The 16,417-nt window shown below is 40.6% G+C and carries 13 protein-coding genes; 10 read left to right on the forward strand and 3 right to left on the reverse strand.

All coding sequences use genetic code 11. The features are described 5' to 3' along the window. Positions 1–258 precede the first annotated feature (258 nt). From MKZ26_RS20235 to MKZ26_RS20255, 5 genes are all read left to right on the forward strand, one after another. Positions 259–3,324 carry an efflux RND transporter permease subunit gene (locus tag MKZ26_RS20235; protein ID WP_340767363.1) on the forward strand — a complete coding sequence of 1,022 codons (3,066 nt, stop codon included), beginning with the start codon at positions 259–261 and terminating at the stop codon, positions 3,322–3,324. A 143-nt stretch (positions 3,325–3,467) separates the two neighbouring features. Continuing rightward, on the forward strand, positions 3,468–3,797 hold the full coding sequence (locus tag MKZ26_RS20240; RefSeq protein WP_340767364.1) for a hypothetical protein: 330 nt from the start codon (positions 3,468–3,470) through the stop codon (positions 3,795–3,797). A gap of 435 nt (positions 3,798–4,232) precedes the next feature. Next, positions 4,233–5,321 (forward strand): SDR family oxidoreductase, encoded by a 1,089-nt coding sequence (locus MKZ26_RS20245; RefSeq protein ID WP_340767365.1) that lies wholly within the window; start codon positions 4,233–4,235, stop codon positions 5,319–5,321. Between the two features lie 244 nt (positions 5,322–5,565). Next, a complete protein-coding gene (locus MKZ26_RS20250) occupies positions 5,566–6,321 on the forward strand; it encodes a TerC family protein (RefSeq protein ID WP_340767366.1) in 756 nt (251 codons plus the stop codon). A gap of 128 nt (positions 6,322–6,449) precedes the next feature. After that, on the forward strand, positions 6,450–7,799 hold the full coding sequence (locus MKZ26_RS20255) for a TrkH family potassium uptake protein (protein ID WP_067214027.1): 1,350 nt from the start codon (positions 6,450–6,452) through the stop codon (positions 7,797–7,799). 191 nt (positions 7,800–7,990) lie between these two features. Here MKZ26_RS20255 and MKZ26_RS20260 read toward each other — a convergent pair whose 3' ends face one another. Continuing rightward, positions 7,991–9,751 carry a B12-binding domain-containing radical SAM protein gene (locus MKZ26_RS20260; protein WP_340740470.1) on the reverse strand — a complete coding sequence of 587 codons (1,761 nt, stop codon included), beginning with the start codon at positions 9,749–9,751 and terminating at the stop codon, positions 7,991–7,993. 192 nt (positions 9,752–9,943) lie between these two features. Between MKZ26_RS20260 and MKZ26_RS20265 the strand changes: the two genes are divergently transcribed. Both MKZ26_RS20265 and MKZ26_RS20270 read left to right on the forward strand, forming a co-directional pair. Continuing rightward, complete coding sequence (locus MKZ26_RS20265; protein ID WP_340767367.1) at positions 9,944–11,377, forward strand: ATP-binding protein; 1,434 nt, start codon at positions 9,944–9,946, stop codon at positions 11,375–11,377. A 98-nt stretch (positions 11,378–11,475) separates the two neighbouring features. Beyond that, complete coding sequence (locus tag MKZ26_RS20270; protein WP_067211682.1) at positions 11,476–11,919, forward strand: MarR family winged helix-turn-helix transcriptional regulator; 444 nt, start codon at positions 11,476–11,478, stop codon at positions 11,917–11,919. Positions 11,920–12,696: 777 nt separating this feature from the next. Here the strand turns inward: MKZ26_RS20270 and MKZ26_RS20275 are convergent. Continuing rightward, positions 12,697–13,332 carry a hypothetical protein gene (locus MKZ26_RS20275; protein WP_338655701.1) on the reverse strand — a complete coding sequence of 212 codons (636 nt, stop codon included), beginning with the start codon at positions 13,330–13,332 and terminating at the stop codon, positions 12,697–12,699. A gap of 336 nt (positions 13,333–13,668) precedes the next feature. On the opposite strand from MKZ26_RS20275, the gene MKZ26_RS20280 reads away from it, so the two are divergent. The 3 genes from MKZ26_RS20280 (at position 13,669) to MKZ26_RS20290 (ending at position 15,686) form a co-directional block, all read left to right on the forward strand. Next, positions 13,669–13,821 carry an aspartyl-phosphate phosphatase Spo0E family protein gene (locus MKZ26_RS20280; RefSeq protein WP_082786654.1) on the forward strand — a complete coding sequence of 51 codons (153 nt, stop codon included), beginning with the start codon at positions 13,669–13,671 and terminating at the stop codon, positions 13,819–13,821. A 357-nt stretch (positions 13,822–14,178) separates the two neighbouring features. Further along, positions 14,179–15,042, forward strand: coding sequence for an NAD(P)-dependent oxidoreductase (locus MKZ26_RS20285; RefSeq protein ID WP_340767368.1), 864 nt, complete (start codon positions 14,179–14,181; stop codon positions 15,040–15,042). A gap of 185 nt (positions 15,043–15,227) precedes the next feature. Then, positions 15,228–15,686 carry a chemotaxis protein CheW gene (locus MKZ26_RS20290; protein WP_067211674.1) on the forward strand — a complete coding sequence of 153 codons (459 nt, stop codon included), beginning with the start codon at positions 15,228–15,230 and terminating at the stop codon, positions 15,684–15,686. Positions 15,687–15,822: 136 nt separating this feature from the next. Here the strand turns inward: MKZ26_RS20290 and MKZ26_RS20295 are convergent, their stop codons facing one another. After that, positions 15,823–16,287 carry a YkyB family protein gene (locus MKZ26_RS20295; RefSeq protein ID WP_082786653.1) on the reverse strand — a complete coding sequence of 155 codons (465 nt, stop codon included), beginning with the start codon at positions 16,285–16,287 and terminating at the stop codon, positions 15,823–15,825. Positions 16,288–16,417 lie beyond the last annotated feature (130 nt).

Genomic DNA, 16,417 nt, shown 5'->3' on the forward strand with positions numbered 1-16,417 from the left:
TTCATTATGATTAATGGAGTGAAGCTTTTTTAAAAGATAAGAAAATACCGATTTTTTCTACTTTGGTCGTTGTCTAGACTCCGGGCGTCAACCACTCGGAGGCTTACAGGATGTGAGGTACGCAGCGGGGAGGGATTGAACTACATCCCTCCTTGTTGCGACAGGACGTCGCGTTCTTAGACTGATTTCCTTTATCACTTATGCCTGTCGGGGCTAGGCGGCGCCTTCCGCTTTTCCAATAAAGAAAGGAACGTGTCCATGAAAATTAGTGATTTTTCTATAAAAAGGCCCGTATTTACGATTGTCATTATGTTTCTTATCATCATTTTAGGGGCGGTATCATTCTTTCGTATTCCAGTGACGCTAATACCGGAATTGAATCCGCCGATTGCTGTCGTTGTGACAAGTTATCCAGGTGCATCTCCGGCAGAAGTGAGCGAGAAAATAACAAAACCACTCGAAGCGAGTCTTTCGACTGCGCCTGGATTGAAATCAATGCAATCCACCTCGCAGGAGGGCGCCAATTTCATCTTACTTATGTTTGACTGGTCAACGAAAATCGATGATGTCCAGCTCGATATTCTGCAAAGGGTAGATCAAATTCCAGTCCCAGAAGGTGCCACAAAACCACGTTTTATGAAATTTGATCCGTCCCAGTTCCCGGTTATTCAATTGTCACTGCGTGCAACTGCGGATGATACAGATATCCGGAAAATTGCGGATCAGCTAGAAACTGAATTACGCCGGACGAAAGGCGTAGCAAGTGTTTCCGTTTCGGGTCAATTGATAGAAGAAGTACAAATCATTATGGATCAGAACAAACTCGTAGCGAATGGCCTTGAACAAGCCGATATCGTCAAGATGATTCAAGCAAACAATGTGTCTATGCCTGGTGAACCAATTAAAACGGTGGATGGCAAGCAACTCACAACCCGTATTGTCAGTACATTAATGACCATATCCGACATTCGGAGTATCGCGATTGGTGCGAATCCGTTAAATGGCGCTACAGTAACAATTGCAGATGTGGCGGATGTTGCACTTGTCGAAGCAGAGTCTGCCACAGAAACGCGTGCAAATGACCAGCAGGCTGTTCTGATGTCCGTGTTGCGAGAATCCGGTGCAAATACAGCGGATGTGTCGACCGCCTTCAAAGAGGCTCTTGACAATCTGTTGGAAAAAGAAGAATTCAAAGGTGTCGAGTCAGATATTTTATTTGACCAAGGGGATTATGTAAAACTTGCCATAGGAAATATTGGACAGTCGCTTATTTTAGGCGGTATTTTCGCAATGCTTGTATTGTTCTTCTTCCTGCGTGGCATAAAAAGTCCAATTATTATTGGTATTGCCATTCCATATTCGGTCATTGTGACATTTGTTCTAATGTATTTTGCTGATTTCTCGCTTAATATTATGACTCTTGGTGCGCTTGCGCTTGGTATAGGGATGCTAGTTGATAACTCGATTGTCGTCATTGAAAATATTGAGCGACATCTTGCTATGGGGAAGGATCCGCAAATTGCAGCCTCTGAAGGTTCGAAGGAAATTGGCGGTGCCATTATTGCGTCAACGTTAACAACGCTTGCCGTTTTTGTCCCAGTTATTTTCATCAGCGGATTAATCGGACAGATTTTCACGGAATTTGCCTTGACAATTTCCTTTAGTTTATTCGCATCACTCGTTGTTGCATTGACGGTTGTACCCATGATGGCGAGCCGTATGCTAAAGAAACCGACGAAAAATATAGCAGCTCGGAGACGCCGCTCAAAAGGATTGAATAACTTTGAAAGATCGGTGAAGTGGGCACTGAAACATCGTTCTGTTGTCCTGTTAACTACACTAATTGTGCTGGTGTTAAGTAGTTTTGCTTTAACTAAGGTCGGAACAGAATTCTTGCCAGCGACTGATGAGGGATTTGTCAGCATTACAGTGAAGTTACCAAACGGTTCATCTTCAGATGCGACAGATGAAGTAGTAAAACGAATTGAAGCGCAATTGAAAGACGAGCATGATGTGGAAGTATACGTTAGTCTTGTTGGTGGAACGCAACAGGATATCGCGCAAGGTACATCTAAAGCTAATATTGCAGAAATATCCGTCAAACTTGTACCACTTGCGGAAAGGGAACGCTCGATCTTTAAATTCGTAGATGATGTGCAACCCAAAGTGTTGAAAACTGTAGGTGACGCTGCCAAAATAGGCTTCGTGATGCAGACAGCAGCGGGTTCAAGTCCGAATACGTTGACATTCTCATTGAAGGATACTGACGAAGAACGTCTGAACGAAGCAGTTACAAACTTGAACAATGAACTGGTCGAACTTGATTCCGTAACGGAAGTGACAAATAATCTTCAAAATACTGTTCAAGAAATCCAAATTGAAGTGGACCGCCAAAAAGCATCTAACAATGGACTGGCGCCTTATCAAATTGCACAAACAGTAAACAGTGTGACTCGTGGTTCATTAGCTACACAGATTATCGGGAAAAACGACGAAGTGTTCGGTGTCTATGTGAAATACGATAAGAAGTTCCGTAACAGTATGGACCAGTTAAAAAAATTGGAACTCCGTACTCCAACAGGTACATTTGTGAGACTTGGGGAAGTTGCTAAAATCGAAATTGCGGAAGGGCCCGTTTCTATCCAACGAGTCGATCAAGCGCACTCGGTAACATTTACTATGAAGTATGAATCGTCTCAATCACTTGGTGATATGACGGCTAAAGTGAATGATACAATTGACAGGCTTAAGTTGCCGGAAGAAATTGACCTAACATTTGGCGGTGACAGAGAGTTATTCGAAAGTGCGATTGATGATATGGTCATGGCGATACTACTAGCCGTTGTACTTGTCTACATTGTCATGGCGGCACAGTTCGAATCATTTAAATACCCATTTGTCATTATGTTCTCTGTGCCACTTATGATCATTGGAGTAGGGTTAGGCCTCTTCCTGACAAGTACGCCAATCAGTGTCACAGCAATAATCGGGATTCTCGTCCTCGTTGGTATCGTGGTCAACAATGGGATTGTCCTGGTTGATTATATTAATCAACGAAAAGAAGCGGGACTCAGCTCATATGATGCTATTATTGCCTCGGCCAGGGATCGTTTACGTCCGATCCTGATGACTGCACTGACGACTATTCTTGGCTTATTACCTCTTGCGCTGGGTATTGGTGAAGGAACCGAGATGAATCAACCGATGGGAATTGCAGTTATCGGTGGATTACTTAGTTCGACCTTGTTCACGTTGTATATTGTACCAATCATTTATAGCTTATTTGATCGACAAACGAGAAAACGTGCAGTCGAAAGTAAATAACCGTAGAGCCTCCCTTTATTGGGAGGTTCTTTTAATTGTTGAGTTTTTCATGACGGTAATAAACTCAAAGTTAACAATCATAACACATGTGTTGATTAACCAAAAACAACCAGTAAATAACTTAATCAAACAGCAGGCGCTACGTGTACAGTATATTTGGATTGCTTGGATTGAACGACCTCTATACGATTACCGAGATGTCTTTATGTGTAGGAATGCGACTTCGTCGCATTCCTACACATTTTTTCGGTAATCGTATGGTGCTTATTCATCCGTCGCTATCCAAATGGATACGTACACAAAGTGCTAAAGCTTTTCGGGACGAAAAAATAGCGGGGCTGCTTATCTGGATAATAGCCGCCAAAGATGCAATTTTGGCGGCTGAAGTCTTCTCCATAGTCTTGTCTTTTTTAGTTAAGGAAGAGTCACTTACTTATAGTTCATCGCATGATAAGACGCGTACACTTTACTAAAAGTAAGCAAGGAACACATTGTACAAAGTGCAGGAGTGCCCGAAATTGTATCTTCGGGCACTTATAACCTTATAAAAAGTCATCTATTCTTTTTTTCTAAAACAGCTGTATTTTTCACTTGAACGTTGTAGGAACGTCACAAGCAACTAGTCGTAACAGGATTACTGAAAAGAGTGTGGGTAGGAATGACGAAGTCATTCCTACCCACACTTGCCCCTCGGTAAAGTTGTCATGAATAGTTCGCCAAAAGCGGACTGGAAATGATCCGGTGAAACGGTGTTCTTCAAGCATTTCTTACCTGCTCTTTATGCAAGAAAATGGTTAATCAACAGACGTCCAATCATAACTATTCTAAGGGAACCATTCGGGCAGTAAACAGAATATTCTTCTAACAGTCTAAATCAAATGTTATACTCAAAATAAGGGGGGGATTATATGCGAACTCATTTTTTTACCGGCTTTCCTGGATTTATAGCTACGCAATTGATAAAAGAATTGGTACGTGTTGGAGAAGTGAAGAAGGTTTACGTAGTCGTTCAATCTAGCCAAGCTGGTCTCGCAAAGGAAAAAGCTTCATCTATTATGAGAGAAATGAATGTTACTTTTCCGTTTGAAATTCTGGTCGGGGATATTACGCAACCAGGACTTGGGATGGCGCAGCAGACGATTAAAGATTTGCACGAGGACAAGTTAACTGTGTGGCATCTCGCCGCCATATATGATCTCGCGGTAAAAGCTGAAATTGCTCGGGAGGTAAATGTTGAGGGGACGAGACAAGTGATTGAATTTGTCCGGACTCATTCTTCTATTGAGCGGTTCGTGTATTTTAGTACAGCGTATGTTGCAGGAAAACGAGAGGGTAAGTTGCTTGAAACTGAGCTGATTCGTCCGACTTCTTTTAAAAATCATTATGAAGAAACCAAATTTGAAGCGGAACTACTTGTGGAAGAACTGAAGAAGGAGGCAGCCGTGACTATTATCCGACCTGGAATTGTACGAGGCCACTCGAAAACTGGGGAGACAATTAAGTTTGATGGGCCATATTTCTTTATGAATATGATCGATAAATTGCGATGGATGCCAATTATTCCTTATGTGGGGAAAACGAAGGCATGCATAAATGTTGTGCCGATTGATTATATAATCGAGGCTTCAGTGTATTTATCCAATCACATAGGAGCTACTGGTAAAACGGTTCATTTAACGGATCCTACACCGCACCCGATTGAAGAGATTTACTGCGCAATGGTCGTTGAATTGACCGGCAAAAAGCCTAAAGGCAGATTGCCGCGGCTTCTTGCGGAAAGAGGTCTTGCCTCAATCCGCTTACAGCGTAGACTTGGCGTGGAGGCGGAAACACTGGATTATATGATGTGGGATGCCACTTTCGATACGACAGTTGCAGAGGAGCTACTGCAAGGAAGCGGCATACACTGTGCTGATTTCCTAGCCTCGATTCCATCCATGACCGCATTTTATGAAAAGAATAAGAAAAATAGCGATTATCATATAAAAATCGGGTAATAATATTTACTTTTTGACCAACTATGGTATAATCAAACAAAAGAACCCGAACTTAATAACTTTTGACTTTATGTCAAGGGGGAGTAGCTATAGGGAAACCTATTTCATAGTCGTCAATACATGGCTTTTGCCATCGGTTATGATAGCTGGATTTTTGCAAAACTAAAATTCCGACTTAGCGAGACCTTTGCCTTTTATTAGGTGAGGGTCTCTTTTATTTTGCAAAAAAACAGGGGGAATCGATTTGGAAGCAATATTATTGGAATATGCATGGGTACTCGTTGTACTTATCGTGCTAGAAGGATTACTGGCAGCAGATAATGCCGTTGTTATGGCGGTCATGGTCAAGCATTTACCACGTGAACAGCAAAGGAAAGCACTTTTTTACGGTTTATTAGGAGCGTTTGTCTTCCGCTTTGCAGCTTTGTTCATGATTACGTTCCTAGTGAATATTTGGCAAATTCAAGCACTCGGAGCAATCTACTTATTGTTCATTTCCATTAAGAATATTATTGATCAGCGAAAAGGTGAGGATACACATCCTGATGCTAAAAAACGTAAGCAGTCTGGTTTTTGGATGACTGTTGTGAAAGTCGAACTTGCGGATATCGCATTTGCGCTCGATTCGATGTTGGCGGCGGTTGCACTTGCTGTAACGTTGCCTAAGCTTGGTAACTTCGATATAGGTGGCATTAACGGTGGACAATTCATCGTCATGTTATTGGGTGGTATTATTGGCTTAGTGATCATGCGATTTGCTGCACGTCAATTCGTTGTTCTTCTGCAAAAGTTTCCTACCTTGGAAACAGCAGCATTTCTTATTGTTGGATGGGTCGGTGTCAAATTGGCTGTGCTTACACTGTCACATCCAGGCTTGGGAATCCTCGATGAAAGCTTCCCACATTCAACTTTATGGCAAGTGACATTCTGGATTGTTCTTGTTGGAATAGCGCTAAGTGGCTACTTGGCTGGGGTTAGAAATAACAAAAAGAAAGCATAATATGAAAAGCAGCTATGTGATTGCATGGCTGCTTTTCTATTTTTATCAAATTCGTCCTTTCCTTTTTCATGCGACTTCTCTAAAATAGGTACGACACCATATTATTGGTGAAAGGAACGGTGAACTGGTTGAAATTCAATCGTGAGAATTTACGCAGGTTCACACCTGCACAAGTTATAGTGTTTTATTATTTTCTGGCCATCGCCTTTTCATTACTACTGATGAATTTGCCTGGAGTATACTTGCCTGGAGTAAAGATAAGTTTCATTGACAGCTTGTTTACAGCTGTAAGTGCCGTAAGTGTTACTGGACTGGCGCCCATCAGCATCGGAAGTACTTATTCGGTTTTTGGCATTTGTATGCTTATGCTTGTTTTGCAAATTGGTGGAATTGGAATTATGTCGATAGGGACATTTTTTTGGCTCCTTGTTAAGAAGCGGATTGGTTTACGAGAAAGGCAACTAATCATGGTCGAACATAATCAATATAACCTTGCAGGACTTGTTCATCTAATCAAGGAAATTATTAAAATAATATTATTAATTGAAATCATCGGTGGGCTTATATTTACAGCTTATATTATGCGGTTTTATGATACATTTAGCGAAGCACTTCTTAACGGGATGTTCATGTCTGTATCCGCGACAACGAACGCGGGCTTTACTATTGCAGAAACTTCACTCGCGCAGTATTTCAATGATTACTTCGTTCAGACATTAACGATGATTCTAATTATCCTCGGTGCCATCGGTTTTCCGGTTCTTATCGAAGTGAAAAGTTATTTTTCAAAAAAAGTGCCTCATTTTCGTTTTTCTTTATTCACAAAAATAACGACAGCGACGTTTGGATTTTTACTTGTTTTCGGGGCAGTTATGATTTTCATTTTGGAATCTATGCATTCGTTCAAAGGGATGGCATGGCATGAGAAACTATTTACGGCGTTATTCCATTCAGTGTCATCCAGATCAGGAGGACTAACAACGTATGATGTGACGAAATTTAGCGAAGCGACGGACATTTTCATCAGTTCGCTGATGTTTATAGGTGCATCGCCAAGTTCGGTAGGCGGCGGAATTCGGACGACGACATTCGCGATTGCAGTGCTGTTTCTTATAAACTTTGCTCGCGGTAATCAAGTCATTAATGTCTTTAAACGGCAAATAAAACTGATAGATGTGTTCCGTTCTTATGCTGTCATTATTTTGGCGTTGGTGATGGTTATGACGGCACTCCTTATTCTACTTATTACAGAACCCGGTGTGCCGGTCATTGCACTGCTGTTTGAAATAACATCAGCTTTCGGGACATGTGGTATGTCACTTGGTATCACATCGGATCTTTCTGTAACTGGGAAAGTGATTATTATGTTACTAATGTTCATTGGACGGGTCGGGCTTATTTCGTTCCTCTTTACATTAGGAGGAAAAACAAAGAAATTGAAATATCATTACCCGAAAGAAAGGGTAATTATTGGTTAATAAAAAGGCTGTCCCAAGTTTAAATTGGGACAGCCTTTTTCAAAAGATAAGAAAGTATATTTTTTTGATTTAGAATAGTGTCTAGCTCCAGGCGCCAGCCGCTCGGGTCATAAGCAATCCAGCTATGCGGCAACGACTGCATGTCGCGATCTTAGACTGCCTTCCCTTAGATCGACTTATGCCTGTCGCGTCTAGAAGGCGCCTTGCGCTTTTCCTGATTGCTCTAGGAACATAAAGAACGGGGTATCATCATGTCTGAAGACGGTGATAAGATAGCCAGCAGCCTTTTGTACAATACCAATTTCTACATCTTCAGGTTGAACAGCAATCGGTGTGATGAACGTTTGCTTACGGATATTTCGGTTATTCAAACGTAAAGAACTGAAACGTTCTCCTAATAAAGTTGGGTTTTCGAGCAATGCCTGTTCGATAGTAGAGCGTTCTTCAACTGGCATATCCTCAATCCACCAAACTTTGCGCGGTTGGAACTTATGGTGTGCAAGGTAATCAATTTTTAGTAGACTGCGTGTGATATCCATATCGGCACGTCCATCTTTCATTAGGAAGTCATTCAAGCGTATGAATAAGTCTTCCAACTGATGTCCGATTCTGGACCAACCTTGATTCTCCCAGTAGGAGCCGAATTGTTGGAAGAAATCAAATGGCGTTTCAAAGACTTCTGATACAAGATATTCCACCGTTCGCGGTAATCGGTTGTCGTTCCAATACTTTTCTAGAACATCCTCGGTCTGTTTGATTCGCAGGATATCATCAAACGTCAATACGTTATTTGAAAATATTTCATAAGGTGCTTCGTCGATAAACTGATAGCCATATTGTTCGGCTTGTATACGTAAGCCAGTTCCACGGAGTAACTTAAGGAAGCCTAGCTGCATCTCTTCTGGCCTCATTGCAAAAACCTCATTGAATGTTTTTCGGAAAGAATTATAATCTTCTTCGGGTAGGCCAGCAATCAAGTCCAAATGTTGGTCAATCTTCCCACCTTCTTTTACCATCATTACGGTACGGGAAAGTTTTTCGAAATTTTGGCGGCGCTGGACTAATTCATTTGTTAAATCGTTTGTTGATTGAACTCCAATTTCAAATCTGAATAGTCCTGCTGGTGCATTATCATTTAGAAATTGGATGACTTCAGGACGCATAATATCTCCCGTTATTTCAAACTGGAACACAGTGCCTGATACATGTTCATCAATCAAGAATTGGAACATTTCCATCGCATAGCTTCTGCTAATATTGAATGTGCGATCGACAAACTTGATTGTTTTTGCACCGTTGGCCATCAAATACCGGATATCCTCCTTAATGGCATCCCGGTTGAAATAGCGGACGCCTACTTCAATAGAGGATAGACAGAATTGACAGGAAAAAGGACAGCCGCGGCTTGTTTCAATATAGGTCACTCTTTTGCCCAGCTCGGGTATGTCCTCTGCAAATTGGAAAGGGGAAGGAAGTTCCCGTAAATCTAGTTTTGGCCCAGGCGCCGTAATCTTCAGTTGTTCCCTTTCTCTATAGGCAATCCCTTGGACAGCCGCTATGTCTTCCTTCCCCGCATAGACGTCAAGTAGATGTTTAAATGTTCGTTCTCCTTCTCCGATCACAATGACATCAATTTCGGGTACACGTTCTAACCAGTAATCGTAATCGTATGTTACTTCGGGGCCACCGGCGATAATTTTCACGTCAGGTTTTACTTTTTTTAGCATACGCATCACTTTTATTGTTTCTTCAATGTTCCAAATATATAAACTAAAACCGACAACATTCGGCATTTTTTGATATAAATCTGATACAATATTCATGGTCGGATCTTTAATTGTGTACTCTGCAATGACCGGACTGTACTCTGGCATTGCATAAGTTTTTAAGCAGCGAATGGCTAAATTTGTATGGATATATTTTGCGTTTAATGTTGATAGTACAATGTTCATAGCTCTACCCCTTTTCTCTCTAACGTTATTATCAAGTCAAGCATTCATCTTATTTAGGTAAAAAGGACCATTCCTATCACACCGTAAATATGGAATAATTTGAATAAGCTTATTATTGTATGAATTTAATCTTTCTGCATGAATCAGTGTTATTTTTCATATTGTTTAAAAATGGGATGTGGAGGAATACACTTGAAATATAAAAATATAAAGGTAATGAAGCATATCACTTTTCTACTGGATGATACAATCAGACCCGGTGCCGTTTTTGATCTTGACGGCAGTCTTTTACATGTAAATAATTCGTTTTGCGAAGAATTTGTCAATGATGGAGAAGAAAATATTAAAGAATTTTTCATTAATCCGACTGTTAATCATTGGGACAATGTCTTTAGTAATCTTGGGGAAACTGAGAATAAAACGTTCGAAGTGCATATTCGGCTGGTTGGAAATAGAGTAGAAATTGTTAAGATGCATCTTGAGTATTTTGATGATGTTCAACAGGTGATTGCACTATTTGATGTTCCACAAAGTATTGTGGACAAGTCGGATAAAACCTATATACACGCTTTTCGTAATTCAGATAGCTTCATGGTTGTTATTGATCGTGATGGGATAATCTACGATGTCAATGATTTGCATACTTCCTTTTTTAACTTGCCGAAAGACTATTTTATTGGTAAAACAGTGGGAGCAATCGTTAAATTGTTTCCGGACAACTCCGAGTTAATATTTAATTATTTTAAAGACGTAAATCTGTATGGATTTGCTGAAATAACAACCAAGTATATAAGAAATGTGAATGATGTTAATTACTATCAGATAACAACACTATACGATAGCGAGTCACAAACGTACTTGGTAAGAATGAATGATCGAACAGAAGAAATGGCCATGGAAAAGCGTTTGGCCCATTCAAACTCATTATCGACGATTGGTGAACTGGCAGCAAGTATAGCGCATGAAATTAGAAATCCCATGACTACTTTGAAAGGGTTTGTCCAATTACTTAAGATTTCCGCAACTGCGGATACGATGAAATACCTTTCCGTTATTGATGAAGAAATCGATAGGATGGAGGCTATATTAAGCGAAATGCTTATCCTATCAAAGCCTGGATTGAATGAAAAAACGACATTCTCCTTGGGTGTGCTAGTTGCGGATATGATTCAGGTTGTCTATCCGAAAGCCTTGATGGATGGAATCACTATTACACAAAAAGAAAATATACTTAAAGATTCATTGATTGTCGGTGATTCTGATAAAATTAAACAAGTTCTTCTCAATCTGTTCAAAAATGCAATGGAAGCAATGACTCCTGGAGGGAATCTTTCAATTTTTGTAAATTTGGACAGCCCTGGAAAAGTTATTTTGGGGGTTTCAGATACCGGTAAAGGAATGGATAAACGTCAATTAAAGCAAGTCTTTTTGCCATTCTTCACCACCAAGTCAGACGGGTCGGGACTCGGATTACCATTTGTTTTGAAAAACATAGAAGAACATGGTGGAACGGTTATAGTTGAGAGTGAAGTCGGCATTGGAACAACCTTCATCGTAACATTTCCATCGGCATTGGGGCATGCCACGATGAAAGATACAGCTGAAAAAAGAGTGCTCTCTCTGTAAGTAAAGGTACGAAACGTCTTCTTGGTTTTTTGACATGAAGACGTGTTTGCCGTTATAATGAGGGCGACTATTGAGCGTAATTATAGAAGGGGCACTGCATTATGACAAAAGATACAGAACGGGCACTGAAATTATTTATTGTTCTTTCAAGGGCGAGTAAGGTGATTTTGGAGGAAGCGCATAAAACGAGTGAAAAGCATGGACTTAATCCAACTGAATTCGCCGTTCTTGAATTGCTTCACCACAGGGGGAGACAGCCCATCCAGAAGATTGGGCAGAAAATCTTACTTCGAAGTGGTTCGATGACTTACGTTGTCGATAAGCTTGAAAAAAGAGGGTTATTGGAACGCGTCTTTTGTGAAGAAGATAAGCGGGTGACATATATGTCGATTACTCAGGACGGCGTCAATTTAATGACATCTATCTTCCCGGAGCATGCGAATAATATCGAATCTATCATGTCCTCCCTTTCCACTGAAGAACAAGACCAGGCAATTGAATTAGTGCGGAAATTAGGTCTTTCGGTAAAGAACTTATCGTGAAACGCAGTAACTCGTCTAACGGGTGCTGCGTTTTTTTAGTACATAGGAATATATATAATTCTTTACCTATGCATGTTGAATTAAAGAATCCCATTGAATTTACTGTGACGCTCAATAATGCAAGAGCTGTTATTCAGGTTGTGGATTGTAGATCGCTTGGCGCTTTGGGGATGCCTCTCACCGTAAGCCTAGATTAGCGCTTCGCATCCAGTCTTACAGCTTCGGCGACCCGTTTGCCGCGCCTGCGCTAGGTTATTCATTATCGAGAGAAATGTGATTTTAGATATATATGGCGAGATTGTAAGGTGATTACTAGTTTATACTATATAAATGAAATCCATTGAACCGCTACGGCGCTAGGGGATGCCTCCCGCCATAAGCCAAGCAGCTTCGCCGCCAGTCTTATGGCTTCGGCGACCCCTGTTAAGGCGCCTTCGCTCAGTATATATACCGGATTCAACATATATAATTATAGTCAAGAAATCCGCACTCTAGGTTAAGAATTTCATCACCGCTAATGAAATGCTCTTTCTCACATAGACCATCCACAAAGCGTCGAAGCGGTATTGGCAGGAATTCTAATAAGTGCTAAGTATCGGGACTGTTTCAGTGACTTCCCAAAAGCCCTTGTAAGCGCATACGACGTATTCATTTGTTCAACATATATATACATTGCTTTTGAAAGGTGATATATCCCCCGCTGAGACTCGAACGCTTTTGTTGCAATTAAAAAGAGTCAAATGGATGGTTATCCATTTGACTCTTGATGGTCGTCCATTATTTAGGAACGATTGTTTCAGCCATACGAAGAAATTGCTCGAAATATTCTTCTTTTGGAGAATCGTAGATTGTAAGTTTAACCACCATATTGTCACGTTCGAATAGAATTCCCGTAATAGATGCAGTTTCAGCTTTTATAGCCAGAACTTTTGCGTTTTCAATGCCTTCAGCTGTAGGGATTGACTTCTCATCTAGTACTTCAATTGGCGCGCTACCGTCCCCTGATGCTTCAAGTACAGCAATCATGTTTTCGGCTAAGTAGTCATATGTACCGTCTTCCTTAACTACCGTCTCGATGCGCATAAACACTGCTTCATTGTCTGCTGAAATGAGGCTGTCCTTACCAGGTTCTTCACTTAATAATGAATAGTCAGGTAGTACAGAAATAGCGTAACTTTGTTCATCGCTTTCCACCAGTTCTGCATCTTTCATAATGTCCTCTTGAACTTCATCAACTTCATCAACTTCTGTATCCGGTTCCTTGCCTTCAGTGACTGTACCTTTGTCTACGTTTTCAACCACATCCGCTGATCCATTTGTGCTTTCTGGTTCCTTGTCGGTACTTGTACCACAAGCGGTAAGTAATAAAGTGGTCGCGATTGCTGCGTATAAAAGACTCCATCTGCTTTTCATCGTAAACCCCTCCTTGGTTAAATTTGACGTCTGAGACGCCGTAATGTTTCATTATATATAAGTTGAATAAATGAATACCTATATAAACTGAGTGAAGGCGCCTTACAAGCGATAGCCTGTTGCCGTAGCCAATTCAATGGGATTCTTTATTACAACAGATATAGAACTTAGTTTATTGAATCTTTTATAGTGTGCCTTAAAATTAGTATAACGTAAAGTCTTTTCTATTGCTGACCATTTGAAGTTGTCGGAATATGTCGTAAGTTAAACCACTTATTATGAGAGTATTCCTGTATAATAAAAGTTAGCTATGTGTTAATCCATGGAGGGATTATCTTGGAGTGGACTTTAGAAGAAGAAATTGAATTATTACGCGAAGAGATGATGAAAGCAGCGACTGAAAAAGGACTGACTGCTGCTGAAACGATAGAATTCAGCAGAAGGCTTGATAATCTCATGGATCAATACGCAGGGCTAAAAAAAGGCTGATAACGAAGTAATAGGGTATTGCTCCTATTACTATCTTTGAAGAAGGAAGCCACTTATAGAATTGCTCAAAAAAACAAGGAAAATATTTTGCGAACAATGTTTAATAATCAAGAAAAGAGGGGAAATTAAGATAGAACACAGCAACATTCTCATTTCCCCCTTTTGAGGGCGGATCCCTATCACAGGGTTCCGTCCTCCTTTTTTTGATCAAAAATAGAAATGAATGATGGAAAAATACAAATACTTTGGTAGGATAAAAGATAATACGATTTTCAACCTCATTCAACTGGGGCTAAGCCCTGCCGGATGAAGGCAATTTAAGTACGCCGATGTGCATTTGATAAAGGGGGAATTGAAATGGAAGTCAAAAAGATCGCATTTCTTGGGACAGGTGTTATGGGTGTAAGCGTCGTTAACCATCTTTTAGACAGTAATTATGAAGTGGCCATATATACACGCACAAAAGAAAAGGCAAGGTCTCTAATAGATGCAGGTGCTGTTTGGATGGATACAGTTGCTGCAGCGGTGAAGGATGCGGAATTAGTTTTCACGATGCTAGGTTATCCGGGGGATGTCGAAGAAGTTTACTTTGGAGATGGTGGTATTTTCTCAACTGGTAAGGCAGGTCAGATTCTCATTGATATGACGACTTCTAGCCCAGCACTGGCGATACGTATTGCGAATGCTGGTGCTAAGTTGCAGATGGCGACAATTGACGCTCCCGTTTCTGGGGGAGACATTGGCGCGAAGAATGGGACGTTGTCAATTATGTGTGGCGGGGAAGAAGAAGTATTCAATGCCATTACACCGATTTTAGCGGTTTTTGGAAAACAAATTGTTTATCAGGGTCTGGCAGGCTCCGGGCAGCATGCAAAAATGTGCAATCAAATTGCCATCGCGACGAATATGATTGGGGTTTGCGAAGCGCTGGTCTATGCTGAAAAAGCAGGGTTGGATCCTGAAACTGTGCTGAAGTCTATATCGACAGGTGCGGCAGGCTCATGGTCATTGTCGAATTTGGCACCGCGAATGTTAGACGGGGATTTTGAACCTGGATTTTATGTTAAGCATTTCATGAAAGATATAAACATCGCGCTGGCAGAAGCTGAAGCGATGAATCTATCACTTCCAGGTCTACAACTTGCAAGTGAAATGTATAAGAAACTTGTTGAAAAAGGATTTAGCGACCAAGGGACACAAGTCCTATATAAAAGTTATTAATAAAGCTAAATAATTATAGAAATAAGCCGAAAATAGAAGTAAGTGTTCAATTATATTAATTAAGTGCAATATATGTTGACCAGGTGAATACTAAGTAAACAGAGCGAAGGTACCTTACGAAGGGGAGCCGAAGTGGATTCAATGGGATATCTATATACTATTATTAACATGTAGGAGCTGAGTAGGTGAATACAATCAAATCGGATGTAGTAACATATGAAGTCTTTGAATTTGTAGAGTTTCAAGTAGGAAATAGTAATTTTGGACTTGGCATTCAGCATGTACGTGAAATTATTCAACCCGTTCCGGTTACTGTATTACCGCATTCACACCCGTATATTGAGGGAATCATACAATTACGAGGAGAAGTACTTCCTGTCATCGATTTGAAGAAAGTAACAGGAAATGCAACTAATAATAATAGTGATGAATCCAAATATATCGTCGCTGAATTCGACGGGACAACAGTGGTCTTAGATGTGACGGCTGTTACCCAAATCCAGCGTATCAATTTTACGGATATTGAACCTGCTTCCGATATGTATACGGGAAATAAAGTACCTGTTTCGGGAGTTATCAAGCGTGATAACGGAATGATCCTTCTCGTTGATTTTGAAAAAGTAATCGCGGAGCAAATTAAGTAATAGAAGAAAAAACGGGCTATTCCCGCTGGTAGCCAGCAGGAATAGCCCGTTTTTTAAAAATAAGAAAGTATACGTTTTTCACCAAGAGCAGCGGTACTCGAGCGACTTTCTTATTGTCTAGACTCCAGCGCTTTTCTTATTTACCATCCAAATAAGATGAACGGAAATTTTGTGAATCCTGAATGCTATGAATAGACTTTTTTGGTAGTGTTTTTTTCTTCTCGGGTATTATCGGGTGGGTGGGCCCAACATATTTAGAGAGAAGCTCGCGCGCTGTTTTCAAGCTCATCCGTTCTTGAGGGTTGCGAGAAGCTGGATCTTGTTGTCCGAGGTGTGGAAGAGTATTAAAGTCTTCTTTTTCTGGGATTGTATGAAAGAGGAATTCGTCACATCGGACGAGGACCGTGGAGTGTTGCTTGCTGAATTTTGGATTGTCGACAAAATGCAATCCGATTTTTTCGGCAATGCCCGAACTAAGCAACTTGTCTATCGCCATCTTTTTTAAGGCGTAAAGTTGTCTATTGTCAGGAGCTGTTTTGGCATGTCGATTTACCGTGTAGATGGCAATTGCCAATTGACGGATGGAATGCTTGTTTTTCAAAATTGGCCTCCTTCATTGGCAGATTGAATGGTTACATATATTTCATATAATACCAAGAATGAAAGAATTGTACAACTTCAGATCTAAAAGGTAGTGAAAACACTGATTCTTCCGAAGATGCATTATGCTG

Origin of the sequence: Sporosarcina sp. FSL K6-6792 (assembly GCF_038004885.1) — a bacterium.
Taxonomy (GTDB): Bacteria; Bacillota; Bacilli; order Bacillales_A; family Planococcaceae; genus Sporosarcina; species Sporosarcina psychrophila.

Coding starts and splice junctions, on each gene's coding strand:
- MKZ26_RS20260 (WP_340740470.1), bottom strand. CDS start 9,751: ATGAACATTGTACTATCAACATTAAACGCAAAATATATCCATACAAAT.
- MKZ26_RS20275 (WP_338655701.1), bottom strand. CDS start 13,332: ATGAAAAGCAGATGGAGTCTTTTATACGCAGCAATCGCGACCACTTTA.
- MKZ26_RS20245 (WP_340767365.1), top strand. CDS start 4,233: ATGCGAACTCATTTTTTTACCGGCTTTCCTGGATTTATAGCTACGCAA.
- MKZ26_RS20235 (WP_340767363.1), top strand. CDS start 259: ATGAAAATTAGTGATTTTTCTATAAAAAGGCCCGTATTTACGATTGTC.
- MKZ26_RS20285 (WP_340767368.1), top strand. CDS start 14,179: ATGGAAGTCAAAAAGATCGCATTTCTTGGGACAGGTGTTATGGGTGTA.